The organism is Pseudoalteromonas sp. SCQQ13 (assembly GCF_015864415.1).
GTDB lineage: Bacteria > Pseudomonadota > Gammaproteobacteria > Enterobacterales > Alteromonadaceae > Pseudoalteromonas > Pseudoalteromonas nigrifaciens.
Map to the genome: position 1 here is coordinate 139,187 of NZ_JADYXG010000011.1, position 16,463 is coordinate 155,649.

At 41.2% G+C, this 16,463-nt stretch carries 14 protein-coding genes and 1 pseudogene; 7 read left to right on the forward strand and 8 right to left on the reverse strand.

Annotation, left to right across the window (positions count from 1 at the left end; genetic code table 11):
* Positions 1-104: 104 nt before the first annotated feature.
* The 4 genes from I6F41_RS10910 to I6F41_RS10925 all read left to right on the forward strand — a co-directional run bounded on the left by I6F41_RS10910 (position 105) and on the right by I6F41_RS10925 (position 6,452).
* Positions 105-1,895, forward strand: a complete 1,791-nt coding sequence (locus I6F41_RS10910; protein ID WP_197108377.1) for an ABCB family ABC transporter ATP-binding protein/permease — start codon at positions 105-107, stop codon at positions 1,893-1,895.
* Between the two features lie 191 nt (positions 1,896-2,086).
* Positions 2,087-4,168: a M13 family metallopeptidase gene (locus tag I6F41_RS10915; protein WP_182683295.1), complete on the forward strand. Its 2,082-nt coding sequence runs from the start codon at positions 2,087-2,089 to the stop codon at positions 4,166-4,168.
* A 209-nt stretch (positions 4,169-4,377) separates the two neighbouring features.
* A complete protein-coding gene (locus I6F41_RS10920) occupies positions 4,378-5,091 on the forward strand; it encodes a YebC/PmpR family DNA-binding transcriptional regulator (protein WP_011328051.1) in 714 nt (237 codons plus the stop codon).
* A 74-nt stretch (positions 5,092-5,165) separates the two neighbouring features.
* A complete protein-coding gene (locus tag I6F41_RS10925) occupies positions 5,166-6,452 on the forward strand; it encodes a leucine-rich repeat-containing protein kinase family protein (protein ID WP_182683294.1) in 1,287 nt (428 codons plus the stop codon).
* 83 nt (positions 6,453-6,535) lie between these two features.
* Here the strand turns inward: I6F41_RS10925 and gap are convergent, their stop codons facing one another.
* The 5 genes from gap to glk all read right to left on the reverse strand — a co-directional run bounded on the left by gap (position 6,536) and on the right by glk (position 12,440).
* Complete coding sequence (gene gap, locus I6F41_RS10930; protein WP_179806610.1) at positions 6,536-7,540, reverse strand: type I glyceraldehyde-3-phosphate dehydrogenase; 1,005 nt, start codon at positions 7,538-7,540, stop codon at positions 6,536-6,538.
* Positions 7,537-8,169 (reverse strand): bifunctional 4-hydroxy-2-oxoglutarate aldolase/2-dehydro-3-deoxy-phosphogluconate aldolase, encoded by a 633-nt coding sequence (gene eda, locus I6F41_RS10935; RefSeq protein ID WP_011328048.1) that lies wholly within the window; start codon positions 8,167-8,169, stop codon positions 7,537-7,539. The genes gap and eda overlap by 4 nt, the downstream gene beginning before the upstream one ends.
* 30 nt (positions 8,170-8,199) lie before the next feature.
* On the reverse strand, positions 8,200-10,053 hold the full coding sequence (gene edd / locus I6F41_RS10940; protein ID WP_179806611.1) for a phosphogluconate dehydratase: 1,854 nt from the start codon (positions 10,051-10,053) through the stop codon (positions 8,200-8,202).
* Positions 10,054-10,401: 348 nt separating this feature from the next.
* Positions 10,402-11,415, reverse strand: coding sequence for a LacI family DNA-binding transcriptional regulator (locus tag I6F41_RS10945; protein ID WP_011328046.1), 1,014 nt, complete (start codon positions 11,413-11,415; stop codon positions 10,402-10,404).
* A 26-nt stretch (positions 11,416-11,441) separates the two neighbouring features.
* The gene (gene glk / locus I6F41_RS10950) at positions 11,442-12,440 is read right to left on the reverse strand and encodes a glucokinase (RefSeq protein WP_011328045.1); all 999 of its coding nucleotides are present in this window, start codon (positions 12,438-12,440) and stop codon (positions 11,442-11,444) included.
* A gap of 472 nt (positions 12,441-12,912) precedes the next feature.
* Between glk and I6F41_RS10955 the strand changes: the two genes are divergently transcribed.
* Positions 12,913-13,929 (forward strand): LacI family DNA-binding transcriptional regulator, encoded by a 1,017-nt coding sequence (locus I6F41_RS10955; protein WP_179806613.1) that lies wholly within the window; start codon positions 12,913-12,915, stop codon positions 13,927-13,929.
* A gap of 293 nt (positions 13,930-14,222) precedes the next feature.
* The gene (locus I6F41_RS10960) at positions 14,223-14,840 is read left to right on the forward strand and encodes a trimeric intracellular cation channel family protein (RefSeq protein WP_041454410.1); all 618 of its coding nucleotides are present in this window, start codon (positions 14,223-14,225) and stop codon (positions 14,838-14,840) included.
* A gap of 16 nt (positions 14,841-14,856) precedes the next feature.
* Here I6F41_RS10960 and I6F41_RS10965 read toward each other — a convergent pair whose 3' ends face one another.
* On the reverse strand, positions 14,857-15,153 hold the full coding sequence (locus I6F41_RS10965) for a hypothetical protein (protein WP_193038524.1): 297 nt from the start codon (positions 15,151-15,153) through the stop codon (positions 14,857-14,859).
* Between the two features lie 242 nt (positions 15,154-15,395).
* Between I6F41_RS10965 and I6F41_RS18040 the strand changes: the two are divergent.
* Positions 15,396-15,593: pseudogene (locus I6F41_RS18040) on the forward strand (IS110 family transposase); the annotation flags it as partial.
* 32 nt (positions 15,594-15,625) lie between these two features.
* On the opposite strand, the gene I6F41_RS10970 reads toward I6F41_RS18040, so the two are convergent.
* Positions 15,626-15,943, reverse strand: a complete 318-nt coding sequence (locus tag I6F41_RS10970) for a hypothetical protein (protein WP_011328041.1) — start codon at positions 15,941-15,943, stop codon at positions 15,626-15,628.
* A gap of 114 nt (positions 15,944-16,057) precedes the next feature.
* Complete coding sequence (locus tag I6F41_RS10975; protein WP_089368207.1) at positions 16,058-16,279, reverse strand: hypothetical protein; 222 nt, start codon at positions 16,277-16,279, stop codon at positions 16,058-16,060.
* Between the last annotated feature and the right edge of the window lie 184 nt (positions 16,280-16,463).

The following is a 16,463-nucleotide window of genomic DNA, read 5'->3' on the forward strand; positions in this document are numbered from 1 at the left end:
TATAAGGGCAGCTATTTAAAATACAATAGTCTAATTAAGTATTTAGTTTGATGAAAAATTAAATCCACAGCAATTTATACCCATTATAAAAACCGAGATCATTCATGCGCTCTAAACAAAGCTCAGTAAAACGCCCCGACGCAATCAACCTGCGCCAAAGTATAAAAACACTTTGGCCTTATATCACACAATTTAAAGGGCGAGTTTTTATTGCAGCTATGGCGTTGGTAGGCGCTAAAGGTGCTACTTTACTTATGCCGTGGGCACTAAAAGAAATTATTGATAGCGTTGATAAATCTATTCACCCAGTGCTTTTTATTCCTACCCTACTGCTTATTATGTACGGTGCACTGCGCTTTGCCAGCGTATTTTTAGGTGAAATACGCGATGCGGTTTTTTCGCGAGTTACCGAACACGCCATGCGCGACATAGGCCTAAAAGTGTTTAAGCATTTGCATTCGCTTGAACTGGCTTTTCATTTAGATCGACAAACCGGTGGCATAAGTCGCGATATAGAGCGTGGCACCAGCGGTTTGAGCTTTTTAATGCGATTTTTAATGTTTAACATTGTGCCTACTCTATTTGAAATTCTTACCGTTGCATTAATTTTTGGCACTTTGTTTTCTATCTGGTTTGCGCTTATAACCCTACTTGCAGTTGCCATATATATTACCTTTACAGTAACCGTAACCCAGTGGCGCAATCGCTTTATTCGCGAAGCTAACACCGCCGACAACTTAAGTAATACCCGCGCTATCGACAGCTTACTAAACTACGAAACAGTAAAATACTTTAACAATGAAGAGTTTGAAGCCAGCACCTACGACACCTTTTTAGCACGCTGGGAAAAAGCCCGATTAAAAAACCGCATGTCGTTATTGGCACTAAACTCTGGGCAAGCGTTAATTATAGCCAGCGCCATTACCGCACTTATGTGGTTAGGCTCAAGCGAAGTAGTAACCGGTACACTTAGCATTGGTGAACTCGTAATGATAAACGCGTATATGATCCAACTGTTTTTACCGCTTAACTTTTTAGGCTTTGTATATCGCGAAATAAGACGCGCCCTTACCGACCTTGAAAACATGCTTGGGCTGCTCAACAAAAAACCACGCATTGCCGACACTCCTACATCACAACTACTAACACTCTCTAAAGGTGAGGTTAGCTTTAACAATGTAAGTTTTAGTTACGATGCTAACCGCCCTATTCTTAACAATGTTAGTTTTAGCGTAAAACCCGGCACTAAGGTAGCAATAGTCGGTGCAAGTGGCGCAGGAAAAAGCTCATTAGCTAGGCTCTTGTATCGTTTTTATGAAGTGTCATCAGGTAGTATCACTATAGATAAGCAACCTATAAACACCGTAACTTTGCACAGTTTACGCCAAGCTATAGCCATAGTGCCGCAAGATACCGTGCTATTTAATACTTCAATACGCGAAAACATTGCTTATGGCAGGCCAACAGCAAGCGAGGCCGAAATAGATCAAGCCATTGCTATGGCGCATTTAACAGCGTTTATAAACAGCCTTGATAAAGGCGATAAAACCTTAGTAGGCGAGCGCGGTTTAAAAGTGTCGGGCGGCGAAAAACAACGCATAGCCATTGCCCGCGCAATCTTAAAAAAATCGCCTATTTTAATTTTTGACGAAGCCACCTCAGCCCTCGACTCCCATGCCGAGCAAGCTATTTTAACGGCTATGCGCGCTGTCACACAAAACCATACCAGCATAGTGATTGCCCATCGCTTATCAACCATAATAGATGCCGATAATATTTTAGTATTGCATAAAGGCGAGCTTCTTGAGCAAGGCACACATTCTGAGTTACTAGCCCTTAACGGCCAATATGCGCAAATGTGGCAATTGCAGCAAGAACAAGCAAAAAACACATAAATACCATTAATATTGCTCGTATAAAGGCTTTATTTGCTATTTTATCGACCTCTAGGGTGATTCACCTCAAAAGGTTTGTTTAGCAGCCTCTTATAAATAACAATTACTAAAATAACCTGAACCCAGGTTAAGATAATATTTACAATAATAAAAAATATTAATTAAACAGAGTGAAAGCTCAGGGGAACACAATGAAAAAGAGTTTAATTGCAGCTGCATTAGCTGCCACATTTATTACTGGCTGTTCAGAGCCACAAACATCAAAAACGCAAGTACAACCAGCACCTACTGCACCAATAGTCGCAACAACAGAAAAAGCAGAGTTGGGTAGTTTTGGTGTTGATTTAGCTGCACGTAACGAAGCGGTTAAACCAGGCGACGATTTTTTTATGTACGCCAGTGGCACTTGGTATGACAATTACAGCATGCCTGCTGATAAAACCCGCTATGGCGCATTTTCGGCATTGGCCGAGCGCAGCGAAGACCGCGTTAAATTAATTATTGAAGAAATTGCCGCGCGTAAAGACTTAAATGCCGATGAAAAACTAGTAGCCGACTTTTACAACGCCTACATGGACACCAAAGCACTTAATAAGCTAGGCATAACACCAATTAAGCCGCTTTTAACGCAAATAAGTGAAATATCATCAACCGACGACTTAGCCAAAATGTTTGGTCAGTCTTGGTTAACCGGTGTTAAAGCCCCGCTTGGTGGTGGCATGTGGTTTAACCGCTTAGATCCTAATAAATACGAAATGTCGTTAGGTGCTGGCGGTTTAGGCTTACCCGATCGTTCATACTACCTTGAAGACTCAGAACGTTTTGTTAATACGCGTAGCGCCTATGTGGCTCATATTGCCGACATGCTTAAATTTGCCGATGCAGATAACGCCAATGAGCGCGCACAGGCAATTTTAGCGCTAGAAACCAAAATTGCACAAGGCCATTGGCCACGCGAAAAGCGCCGTAACCGCGACCTTACATTAAATCAAATTAAACGCGACGAGCTAAGCACTGCCTACCCTGACTTTAACTGGGATGCATATTTTGCTCAAACAGGCTACAAAGTACCGCAGTTAAATGTATCGCAACCCGAGCCAATAAAAGCCATGATTGAATTAATCAATCAAGAAGACTTAGCGGTATGGAAAGATTATTTAACCTACCACGCAATAAGTGGTAACGCTAACTTACTATCTGAAGATATTTTTAATACTAATTTTGCATTTTTTGGTAAAGAGTTAAATGGTCAGCAAGAGCCGCGTCCACGTTGGAAGCGTGCTATAGATGAAATGTCGAGCACCAATTCACTTGGTTTTGCTATTGGTAAAATATACGTAGCACGTTATTTTCCTGAGTCGTCAAAACAACAAATGTCTGAACTGGTCGAAAACTTGCGTACCGCATTAGGTGAGCGTATTGATAACCTAGAGTGGATGGGCGCAGAAACCAAAGTAAATGCGCGCGCTAAACTAGCTGCATTTGTACCAAAAATTGGTTACCCAGATGTATGGCAGTCGTACGAAGGTTTAACTATTAGTAATAACGACTTAATCGGCAACGTAAAAAACATGCGTGAGTTTTTTCAAGCCGAAAGCGTTGCAAAAGAGCTGCAAAAAACAGATCGTAACCGTTGGGGTATGACACCACAGCGCGTTAACGCTTACTACAACAGTTCATTTAACGAAATTGTATTTCCAGCGGCAATTTTACAACCACCATTTTTCGATCCAAATGCCGACGCAGCAGTAAACTACGGCGGCATTGGCGCAGTAATTGGCCACGAAATGGGCCATGGTTTTGACGACCAAGGTTCTAAATCAGACGAAAATGGGATCCAACGTAACTGGTGGACTGATGCCGATCGCGCCGCATTTGACGCAAAAGCCGACCAGTTAGCAGCGCAGTACAATAAGTATGAGCCAATTGAAGGTAACTTTGTTAACGGGCGTAATAGCCTAGGTGAAAATATTGGTGATGTGGGTGGTTTAGCCATGGCTTATCATGCCTACAAACTGAGCTTAAACGGTAAAGAAGCACCGGTTATTGACGGTGTTACTGGCGATCAGCGTTTCTTTCTTGCTTGGGCACAAGTATGGAAAGAAAAACGCACCGAGCAAAGCATGTTAAATCAGCTACGCGGTGGCACGCATGCGCCGGGTCGCTTTAGAGCACAAGCCCCGCGTAACCACGACGCATGGTACAAAGCATTTGATGTAAAACCAGGCGATGAATTGTATCTTCCTGAGGATCAACGCGTACGCATTTGGTAATAGAGCGCTAAATTGCAATTAAATATAACCCGCCATTGCGGGTTATATTTTTTCTGCTCAGTGTTTTTATAGCCTTTAGCATAAAACTCAACCCATCCTGTTTTTATCTGCATTAATCTATTTAATAGTTACTAGCCCTCCCCCACATTTACCTTTAAACTATGCCCCTGAAAATTATTTTAATACTTATATTTAAAGGCGAAACGCAGATGGGAAGAGCTTACCAAAACAAAAAAGATTCAATGGCTAAAACTGCGGGTGCTAAAACTAAAGTTTATTCTAAGTACGGTAAAGAAATTTATATTTGTGCTAAAAATGGCGGTACCGATCCAGACGGTAACTTATCGCTACGTCGTTTAATTGAGCGCGCTAAAAAAGACCAAGTACCGGCGCATGTTATTGACCGCGCAATAGACAAAGCAAAAGGCGGCGGCGGTGAAGACTACGTAGCCACACGTTACGAAGGTTACGGCCCGGGTAACTGTATGATTATTGTTGATTGTTTAACCGACAACAATAAACGTACCTTTGCTGATGTACGTGTTTGCTTTACTAAAGCTAACGCTAAAATTGGTGCACAAAACTCGGTTTCGCATTTATTTGATCACCTTGCAATTTTTGTATTTGACGGTGATGACGACGAAACAGTACTTGAAGCACTAATGATGGCTGATGTAGATGTAACCGACGTAGAAGTTGAAAACGGCAAGGTAACTGTATTTGCACCACATACTGAGTACAACAATACTCGCACAGCACTTGAAGAAATGGGCGTTACTGAATTTGACGAAGATTTAATTTCGTTTGTACCCCAAATAGCAGCGCCTATTGAAGGCGAAGATGTTGAGGTTATGGAGCGCTTTTTAGCTATGCTAGAAGATTGCGACGACGTACAAAACGTCTACCACAACGCAGAGTTTTAAGCGTTAATAATAAAACGTGTTTAAAGGCCAACTTAGTTTGGCCTTTTTGTTTTTGTAAAATGGATTAGTTAATTTTGAATACCCTTGAACAACTACGCAGCGGTGCTTTAAGCGGTGCTCGCCACTTACAATTGGTGGAAAACCTCACTGATTTCCCAAAAGAAATTTTTACCCTTGCCGACACCCTAGAAGTACTCGACCTATCTAATAATAACCTGAGTGATTTACCCGCAGAGTTTGCCAGTTTAACCCGCCTTAAACGGGTGTTTTTATCGTTTAATCAGTTTAAGCATATTCCTGCTGTTTTAGCGCAATGCCCAGCACTTGTTATGATCGCGTTTAAAGGCAATCAAATTAGTGAGTTTGCCCAGCATAGCCTGCCGCTTACAACACAGTGGTTAATATTAACCGACAACCGTATTGAGCAATTACCCGCATCATTCGGCGAGCTTAAACAGCTGCGCAAACTTGCTTTAGCGGGTAACCGGTTACGCACTTTGCCAAGCAGTATGCAGCAGTGTACAAACTTAGAATTAGTGCGCTTATCTGCCAATAACTTAACGCACCTAGATAACTGGTTATTTGAATTACCAAAGCTTACTTGGCTGGCCTTTGCTGGTAACACCTTTAATAAAGCGCAGTGCCTAACAAAAAGCAGTTTAGAGAATAAGCCACTGAGTGATTACACATTACAGCAGGTTATTGGCCAAGGTGCATCTGGGGTTATTCACCTTGCAAAAGCAGCAAATAAAGCGGTAGCTATTAAGCTGTTTAAAGGCGCAATAACCAGCGATGGTTATCCACTTGATGAAGTTAATTGCTGCTTGCAGGCAAATGAACATGCCAATTTAATTAAGGTACTTGCCTATATAGAGCAAGGCAGCCAACTTGGTTTAGTAATGGAGCTAATAGATAATAGCTTTAGCAATTTAGGATTACCGCCAAGTTTACAAACGTGTACTCGCGACACCTTCGCAGATGGCTGTAATTATAGTAGCCAAGCTATTTATAAAATTGTGCAACAAATGGCCAGTACCCTACAACATTTGCATGCAAATAAAGTAAGCCATGGCGATGTATATGCGCATAACACTATGGTAAACCAAGACGCAGATGTACTATTTGGCGATTTTGGTGCAGCAACTAATTTAGCTATGTTGAGTGAGTATCAGCGCCAGCAAATGCAATTAATTGAAGTACGCGCGCTAGGTTGTTTAATTGATGATTTACTAAGTGTTTGCAGCGACAATAATGCAATAGCAGTTAAGCTTGCGCAACTAGCTAAGCAATGCATGACAACTGATATTATACAGCGCCCCACACTTTCGCAGTTAAGCACACAGCTAACTACACAGTTATAAAACGTCGTAAATTTATAAATGGCACAAAAAAACCACGCAATGCGTGGTTTTTAACGTTATTTATATAACCTTAAACTCTAAAATTATAAAAACTTACCTAACGCTTTAACTTGATCTAACATGCGGTTTGAAAAACCCCATTCGTTATCGTACCAAGCCATAACTTTAACCAATTTACCATTCGCTCTGGTTTGTGTTGAATCAAACACACAAGACGCTGGGTTATGGTTAAAATCAATAGAAACAAGCGGCAGCTCATTATATTGTAAAATGTCTTTCATTGAGCCCGTTGACGCTTCTTTCATAATTGCATTAATTTCTTCAATGCTGGTATCGCGCTTCGCAATAAACGTAAAATCAACCAAAGAAACGTTAATTGTAGGCACACGTACCGACATACCATCTAACTTGCCTGCAAGTTCAGGTAGCACTAAACCAACAGCTGCAGCTGCGCCAGTTTTAGTTGGGATCATCGACTGCGTTGCACTACGTGCACGGTATAGATCAGGATGATATACATCTGATAAGTTTTGATCGTTGGTATATGCATGAATAGTGGTCATGCTGCCTTGATCAATGCCTACCGTGTCGTTAATTGCTTTAGCAATCGGTGCTAAACAGTTAGTAGTACACGAAGCGTTTGAAATAATTTGGCTTTGTGCATTAAGTACTTCGCTGTTAACGCCATGCACTACGGTTGCATCCATATCTTTACCCGGTGCCGAAACAATTACTTTTTTAGCGCCAGCAGTAATGTGCTTAGCAGCAGCTTCGCGGCTAGTAAACAAACCAGTACATTCTAAAACAATATCAACATTTAACGCTTTCCATGGCAAATTTGCCGGGTCGCGCTCTTGCGTTAAAGTAATAACATCGTCGCCAATTAGCATAGTGTTATCGGCTAGCGTTACTTTATGAGCAAATTGTCCGTGTACTGAGTCAAATTGCGTAAGATGAGCATTAACATTAGCTGGGGCTAAATCGTTAATTGCAACAATTTTAATCTCATTATTTTGTGCCGACTCGTAAAGTGCACGCAATACATTGCGACCTATACGGCCATAGCCATTAATTGCTACGTTAATCATTTTTGACTCCTATTTACTTCACAAGCTTGTCGAGCAAGCGCTTCAATAGCTTGCCAGTCTTTATTTTCAATTAGTTGTTTATCTAACATCCAGGTACCACCCACACAAATAACATTATTTAGTGCTAAGTAGTTAGGTGCAGTAGCGAGCGTTATGCCGCCCGTTGGGCAAAAAGTAATATCGGGTAATGGCCCACCGATTGATTTAAGCATGGCGGTTCCGCCTGCGGCTTCTGCCGGAAAAAACTTTAAATACTTAAAACCGTGCGACGCTAGTTTCATAACTTCGCTTGGCGTAGCAGCGCCTGGTAAAAACGGGATATCGCTCGTTTTTATCAGTTCAAGTAGCTCGTCACTAACCCCTGGGCTTACCATAAAGTCAGCGCCTGCAGCTACCGAAGCGTCAAAGCTGGCTTTATCAACTACCGTACCTGTGCCTACATAGGCCTCAGGTACAGCTGCTTTCATTAGTTTTACCGCTTCTGCCGCAATGGGCGTGCGCAAAGTAATTTCCAGCGCTTTTAAGCCACCGTTATATAAGGCTCTAGCAAGTGGCGCTGCATCTTCTAATTTTTCGATTACCACTACTGGCACAACTGGCGCCGATGCTAATATTTTTTCAATACTCATTACGTGTTCCTCATTACCCACAATGGCTGATTATTCTTCAATTCCGAAAGCACTCGCACCTAAATCGGCGCTGCTTACGATATTTCTAAATCCGGTAAATAACTCTCGGCCTGTGCCAAAGGTTAAGCTTGGTAGGCTTAATTGCAGTTCACGTTTAGCAAGCTCTTCATCGCTAACATGTACTTTTAATATGCCGTTTGGTGCATCTAAAGTAACTAAATCACCTTCATGAATTTTAGCAATTATGCCGCCTTCAACTGCTTCTGGCGCTAAGTGAATCGCCGCAGGTACTTTACCCGATGCGCCCGACATACGACCGTCAGTTACAATAGCTACTTTAAAGCCTTGATCTTGTAGCGTTGCCATTACAGGTGTTAATTTATGTAGCTCTGGCATACCTTTAGCTTTAGGGCCTTGCTCTTTTAGCACTGCAATAAAGTCTTGGTTTAATTCGCCGCGGCTATAAGCATCTTGTAACTCACCTTGCGAGCTAAATACTTTAGCTGGGGCGGTAACTACTTGATGTTCAATTGCTACTGCCGATACTTTAATAACCGCTTTGCCTAAGTTACCCGTAAGCAGTTGTAAACCACCTTGCTTACTAAACGGATTACTCACTGGGCGAAGTACATCTTCATCGTGTGAGTTATCAGGGCAAGCTACCCATTTAATTTTGCTTGGGCCGGTTGCATCACTCATTATTAAGCTGTTGTCTTGATCAAGACGCGGCTCGGTCATATAGGGTGCTAAACCATCGCCTAGCATAGTTTTAACGTCGGTATGTAAGTAGCCTGCACTGGCAAGTTCACGCATTAAAAAGCCCATACCACCGGCTGCTTGAAAATGATTTACATCAGCAGAGCCATTAGGGTAAATACGCGTTAATAGTGGAACCTCAGCTGATAAATCAGACATATCTTTCCACGTTATTTGAATACCTGCCGCTTTGGCAATAGCCACAATGTGAATGGCGTGGTTAGTAGAGCCACCGGTAGATAGCAAACCAACCAAACCATTTACTATGGTTTTTTCGCTGATCACATCCGCTAAACACGGGCTGTCTTTATCGTCGGTTAATTGCTTAAGCATGGTTTCTACCGCATTACCGGTTAAACCATCGCGAAGCTCTGTGTATGGGTTAATAAACGAGCTACCAGGAAGGTGTAAGCCCATTATTTCCATTAACATTTGATTTGAGTTAGCAGTACCGTAAAAAGTACAGGTACCAGCACTGTGGTAAGACGCGCTTTCGGCTTCTAGCAAGTCTTCGCGGCTTACTAAGCCTTGCGCAAACTTTTGACGAATACGGGCTTTTTCTTTATTTGGAATGCCTGATTGCATTGGTCCTGCCGGTAAAAAGAACACCGGTAAATGGCCAAACGACAGTGCACCAATTAATAACCCTGGGACTATTTTGTCGCATACGCCTAAACAAAAAACGCCATCAAACACATCGTGCGATAACGATATTGCCGTAGACATAGCAATTACATCGCGTGAAAAAAGTGACAATTCCATGCCGTCACGCCCTTGCGTAACGCCATCACACATTGCTGGTACGCCGCCTGCCACTTGAGCTGTAGCGTCGTATTTAGTAGCAATGCTTTTAATTAAATCTGGGTAATCTTTATAAGGCACATGTGCCGAAAGCATATCGTTATATGAGTTGATAATTGCAAGGTTTGGTTGCTCATCGGCTTTTAAACGCGCTTTGTCATCGGTGCTACACGCAGCCATAACGTGGGCAATATTACCGCAGCCTAATCCAGCACGAACTCTTGTTTGTTTTTTTGCGTGCGAAATGCGATCTAAATAAGCTTGGCGGGTTGCTTTACTGCGCGTAATGATACGTTCGGTGACTTCTTGAATTCGTGGATGCAACATAATTAAACTCAGCTCTATTCGTTAGAGGATAAAGGCTCAGTGGCAATTAAAGACTCCACGTAATTAATTGCACTGAGCATCTTTGGCTTACCCGTTCAAAGGTACCTTATCAGAGGGCCTCTCACAACCTCTCTGACACCGGTGTCACTGTATTAACGCACGACCATGACACCGGTGTCAACCCTGTCTAATAAAAATAGTCACTTTTTTTAACATAGCCAACTATTTTTTATAAATAGTCATTTAATAATGTTGTATAGCATCGTTATATTTAACGACAGCCAACAAAAAGCCCGAATATGCTTTGTGCACATTCGGGCTACTGTAAATATTCGTTTTAAGTTGAGTTTATTTAACCTGCGCCGTCGACTCGCGAGTAATTAAACGCGCCTCTAGGGTCACCTGATACGCAACCTCTTGTGGCTGAATAATATGAGCAATAAGCTGAGTAACCGCCTGTTTGGTCATTTCTTCAACTGGCTGCGCTATGGTAGTTAACCCAGGCCAAATATGGCGTGCTATAGGGGCGTTATCAAAGCCAGCAATTGAAATATCATCGGGCACACGTAAACTGCGTTGAGTTGCTAATTTAAGTACGGCGGCTGCCATGTAATCGTTTGAAGCAAATACTGCGGTTGGCCGTGGCGATAAATCTAAAATACTACGGGCACTGTCTACCCCTGAATGATAACTAAAGTTACCCTCTTCTACTAAACGCTCTTCAAATTCAATACCATGGCTTGCTAACGCCCGTCGGTAACCTTTAAAACGCTGCTCAGTGGCACTGTGATCGGGATGACCTTTAATAAAAGCAATTGATTTATGGCCCAGTGTAATTAAATGCTCGGTTATTTCAAATGCCCCTTGCTCGTCATTGCTGCGCACCGAAATCGAATCATCTTCAAGTACTGCAGAGGCAACGCGTGCATAAGGTATTTTTTTCGATTTTAAAAAATCAACTAGTTCAGCAAAGTCCGAAAAAGGCGGCGTTAATACAATGCCATCTAAGCGTGATGACTGCAGTAACTGATCAATATTATTGATTAGTGCTTCACCGCGCAGCTCACAAGGATGAATTAATAAATTGTAATTGTTTTCTTGGCAGGCAGCCAATGCGCCTGTTTGCACGCGGGTAATATAACTTTTACTTGGATTATCGTAAATACAACCAATAATAAAACTGCGATTTTGAGCAAGACCACGGGCAATAGGATTAGGCGTATAATCAAGCTCTTTAAATACTTTAAGTACCTTTTCGCGGGTAGCTGCACTTACATTTGGCTCGTTATTTAACACCCGAGAGACTGTTTTTTTAGAAACCCCCGCATAACTCGCTACACTATTTATGGTGACTTTTTTCATCTATTTACTTCCAAATACCAGCAGCATTATTCCTGCTTACTATTATGCAAACACGCCGCAGCGCCAATCAAAGGTATATTATCTTGGGTTACTAGCGTAACAGGAACTTGCCCGTTATATTGCGACATAATACCTTTTTGTGAAAAACGTTCAACAAAACGACTCTCTAACAAGCGCGATTGCATGCGTGGCAATATACCACCGCCAATAAATAAACCGCCCAACGCACCATAAGCTAATGCTAAATCGCCTGCGGCACTGCCAAGCCAGTCACAAAACTGGTTTAGAGTTGCATCGCAAACCTCACACTCGCCGGTATTGGCTAAATTACTAATTTGCGCGGCATCTAAATGCTTAGCAGTAATACCTTTAACCGCCGCCATCGCTTTATATAAATGGGCAATACCCGGGCCTGAAAAAACAGTTTCTAAAGACACATGCGGATGTTCTTTGCGTAATTCTATAAGTAACTTTGCATCTAAATCGGTAACGGCAGCCAGCGATATATGCCCGCCTTCAGAGCTAAGCACCGCACTAGACTGCGCTGTTCTAACTAGGCAAGCTGCACCAAATCCTGTGCCTGGGCCCATAACTGCAATGTTTGAGTTTTCATCGGCTTGCCCTGCTTTAATAACCACATTTTGGTTACTATCTAAATAAGGGGCAGCGTAGGCAAATGCAGCAAAGTCGTTAATAACTTCAAGCTGCAAAAAAGAAAAAGCCTGTTTAAACTCACTAACGCTAAAATGCCAACCTAAATTAGTAAGATGCACCTGCCCTGCTTTTATAGGGCCTGCCACCGCCAAACACGCGCGCACCGGTTTAATGTGAGGCACAGTTGATAAATAATGGCGTGTTGCATTTTGTAACGAGCCAAAGTCGGCACTAGGAAAGGTATGATTATATTCTATAACAAATTCGTTTTTTGCTGCATCAAAGGCAGTAATTAGTGCAAACCGCGCATTGGTACCACCAATATCGGCAACTAAAATAGGATCAAATTGGGCAGAAGAGTGTAAGCTCATAGTGTTATCTCTTTTGTATAATACTAATCTTATTAAAAACAATGAACATTTTAACTAATTAAATAACTTACTCACTGCGTTAAAACAATTCATATAAAACAACTCTATATGATTACTTTCGCCTTGTGATTAAACCATTTTTTTGGCGCTATTTTTTTGCGTTTTAATAGTCCACTCTTTAATGCGATTAGTATAAGCGATTCATGCTTATTATTTTACAACGGGTAACCCATTGTTCTTTTTATTACTTTAGGCTATCACCCCAAAGCAGCTATCACAGTAAAAAAATGCTGCCTATAAAAATATAGGCAGCCAATACGTTTTGACAACAAAATGATAAAACGCCCTCATTATGACACCGGTGTCATGGGTAGATCAACTAAAAAAGTGCTTAATTGATAAATTAGCTTGAAATAAATCATTAATAAACGAGAATGGCTGCATTATTCTCTTTGTTATTTAAGTAGTGCTCATGAAAGGTAAAGCAACGTCATTTGATATAGCCCATTATGCTGGAGTGTCGCAATCAACTGTATCTCGTGCTTTACGTAACAGCCCCTTGGTAAACGAAGAGACCCGTAAGCGCGTTTTCGATATAGCTAAAAAACTCAACTATAAAGTAGACAAAAACGCCAGCAATTTACGCACCCAACAAAGTAGCACCTTAGCGCTATTATTGTTTGAAGATCCAACCTCTGATGAATCACAAATTAACCCGTTTTTTTTAGCCATGCTAGGCAGTATTACCCGCGCTTGTGCTAAAGAAGGTTACGATTTACTGGTGTCGTTTCAATCGGCCAGTGCCGATTGGCAAGCCGACTACGAAGATAGCCACCGCGCCGATGGTATTATTTTACTCGGTTATGGTGATTACTTAGATTATCAACCTAAATTTAACACCCTGCTTGAGCAAAACACCAAGTTTGTTTGCTGGGGGGCAACGGTCGACAATCGCCCCGATCTAACGGTGTGCTGCGACAATTATGGTGGCGGAAAACTAGCTGCAGCGCATTTAATTGCGCGCAACAGAACCGACTGCGCGTTTATAGGCGACGCATCGGATCATAGCCCTGAGTTTTTTGCCCGTTTTCAAGGTTTTAAAGATGAACTAAGCGCTAATAACGTAACCTTAAACGAACGTAAAACAGCAAATGCAATATCGACTGAAGAGTCGGGGTATCATGCCACTCGCTCACTAATAGCCAATAACATAAAATTTAATGCACTCTTTGCAGCCAGCGATTTAATAGCCATTGGTGCAATACGCGCACTCAAAGAAGCCGGTATTAGCGTACCAAAAGATGTTGCCGTAATAGGTTTCGATAACATCGCCATTGCCAGCTATACCAACCCACCTTTAACCACGGTAGAACAAAACACCACAGTAGCCGGACAAATGTTGGTAGAAAATCTATTAAAACTAATTCGAGGCGAAGCAGTACAAAGCACCCTACTCCCTCCAATATTAATTGCCCGAGGCTCAAGTTAACAGCCTGCATTACCTTGCTTTTAAATACTACCCAACAATATAAAGTGGCTCTAGGGCAATAACGGCTTAAAATTCAAAGTAACTTATTTTATTGTTTGCGGCCTATTGTCCTTCATCTTTTACATCTACCCCAAAGGTTCACCCCAATTTAACAGCCTATTTACGCATGAGTTTCGTATTAGTTTTTCTTATCTGAAGTAAGCGTTTTTAGCGTGATTTCTCACTCGTTATTTTGCTATTTTATCTATACAATCACGCCTTTATTATAAGTGTAAATTTCAAGTGACTATCTCATGCTATTAAGTATTGTTTTTATTATTGGTATTACAGCAGAAGCCATGACCGGAGCGCTAAGCGCTGGCCGAATGAAAATGGACTGGTTTGGCGTTAGCTTGGTAGCCAGTGCCACCGCCATAGGTGGTGGTAGCGTTCGAGATATTTTACTTGGTAACTACCCACTTACGTGGGTGCAACATCCAGAATATTTATTAATTACCTGTATGGCCGGCATTATCACCACTTGGTTGGCTAAATGGGTAGTTAAGTTTAAAGGCATATTTATGCGCCTAGATGCCCTTGGCCTAGCTGCTTTTAGTATTATTGGCTGCCAAGTTGGGCTAAATATGGGTTTACACTATGGTATTTGCGTAGTTGCAGCCATAGTTACTGGCGTATTTGGTGGTTTGTTACGTGATTTAATATGTCGTCAAGCGCCATTGGTATTACACCACGAGCTGTATGCCAGTGTTTCACTTATTGTGGCGTGTTTATACCTAGCACTGCATCACTATAATATTGATGACAATATAAGTATTATTGTTAGCTTAGTTACAGGGTACTTAATACGTATGGCATCGGTACGCTTTAAATGGCGCTTACCTGTTTTTAGTTTATTAGAACCCGCTAAGTAACTAATATTGCATGTTATTATGTGAAAGCCAGCTTAATAATGGCACCACTATAAAGTAAGGTGATTAGCAGCCCAATTGCTAAAGTAACTTTAGCTTTCATTGTTTGCTTTGGCTTTTGCGTAAATACAAAAACAGTTCTATACAGCGTACTAGGCACTATAAGCAACATGCTAAGTAACGTAGGAAATACCCCCATAATAAAACCAAAACCGAATCCTGAATTTTCTACTTGAGAATATAAAGCTACAAACCCAAACCAGGCGATAGCTATTAAAAAGAAAACAGCTCCGAGTGAAATATAAAAAAGTGCCATTATTAAAAATCCCTTTTCACATAACGAGCCTGTAGATAAACTCGTTTTTTATTTATTTTTATTGATAAACAAACCATAGCCGAGTTCCTATTTTGGTTCAATTTATTACGTTATTTTATGCAGAATATAAAGTGAGAGCTTGGTATTATTTTAATTGGTTGTTTTAATTGGCTTTTTTAAAGTGCCCTCCTCATTTTCATGAGGCTAGCTGTTGAGAGAACTGGCTTTTTATTAGTTATCTGTTTTGGGCTAAAGCGTATTATGAGCAACAAAAAGCCAAGGGCAAGCCACATAAAAGCATTATTAAATCGCTGGCATTTAAATGGATAAGGATTGTATTTAGGTGTTGGAAAACGAATACACCCTACGATGAATCGACGTATTTAGCAGCATTAAAACGCAGAGGCTCACCACTAGTAAAATTTGCAATTAATAGCTAAATTTCACTAGTCGTCCACCTCAGGGCGTGTTGTTAGGTATACTTTAACTGCACTATTTTTTTAAGGCGCCTTTTAATCAATCTTTGTTCACAATAAAGTCCAATAAAACCGCCAACACCAAAAGAAACAATAACTAGCATCCAATATAAAGGACTGGTAAATGATTGAATACCAGAGATATAAAGATATAGGTTAAACGGGAGAATAAAGAGCAAACCTCCTAAGACTTTAATAAACTCTCTAAGAAGTTCAGTATCAGATTTCGCTTCATCAACATATGAGATAATAATTTCATTTGGGGTATCTTTCAGTTTAGGAAATACCTTTTGTAACCAATTTAAATAATTCAATTATGCACCCTTGTTTGCTTGTATACAAAACGCCGCCAGCATGCGCGGCTTTGTAGTGAAGGCGAAGCCGCAGCGGAAAAGACGTCGCCGTGACTGGCCTTGTTATAAACCACCTTACTCACTTACTGCCGCCGATGCTGAACCAACATCTTTTTTAAACAGCAGTATGAATAGATAAATTACGCTAAAGATTGGAATAAGTGACAAAACAGCACCGAGTAAACCCGCAGCCGCTGGCTTTTGCATTTTACGACGGGCTACGTAATAGCATAGTGCGCCCATGATCAGCGCGAAAATGATTACAAATTGGCCGTACAAAGTAGCATTGATATTCAAATGAACTCTCCTTGTGGTTTATAACGCCCTGTTAACAGGCAAAAAATAGTTGGTTAAAATTAGCGACGAAGGAGCAAAACCAACTGTTTTTTGTCCTTGTTAAACAGCTTATAGTTCGACCAAGCCACTTAATTTAAAAGTAACTGACTATTATATTAAGTGGAATATGCTTCTGTTGGTTACG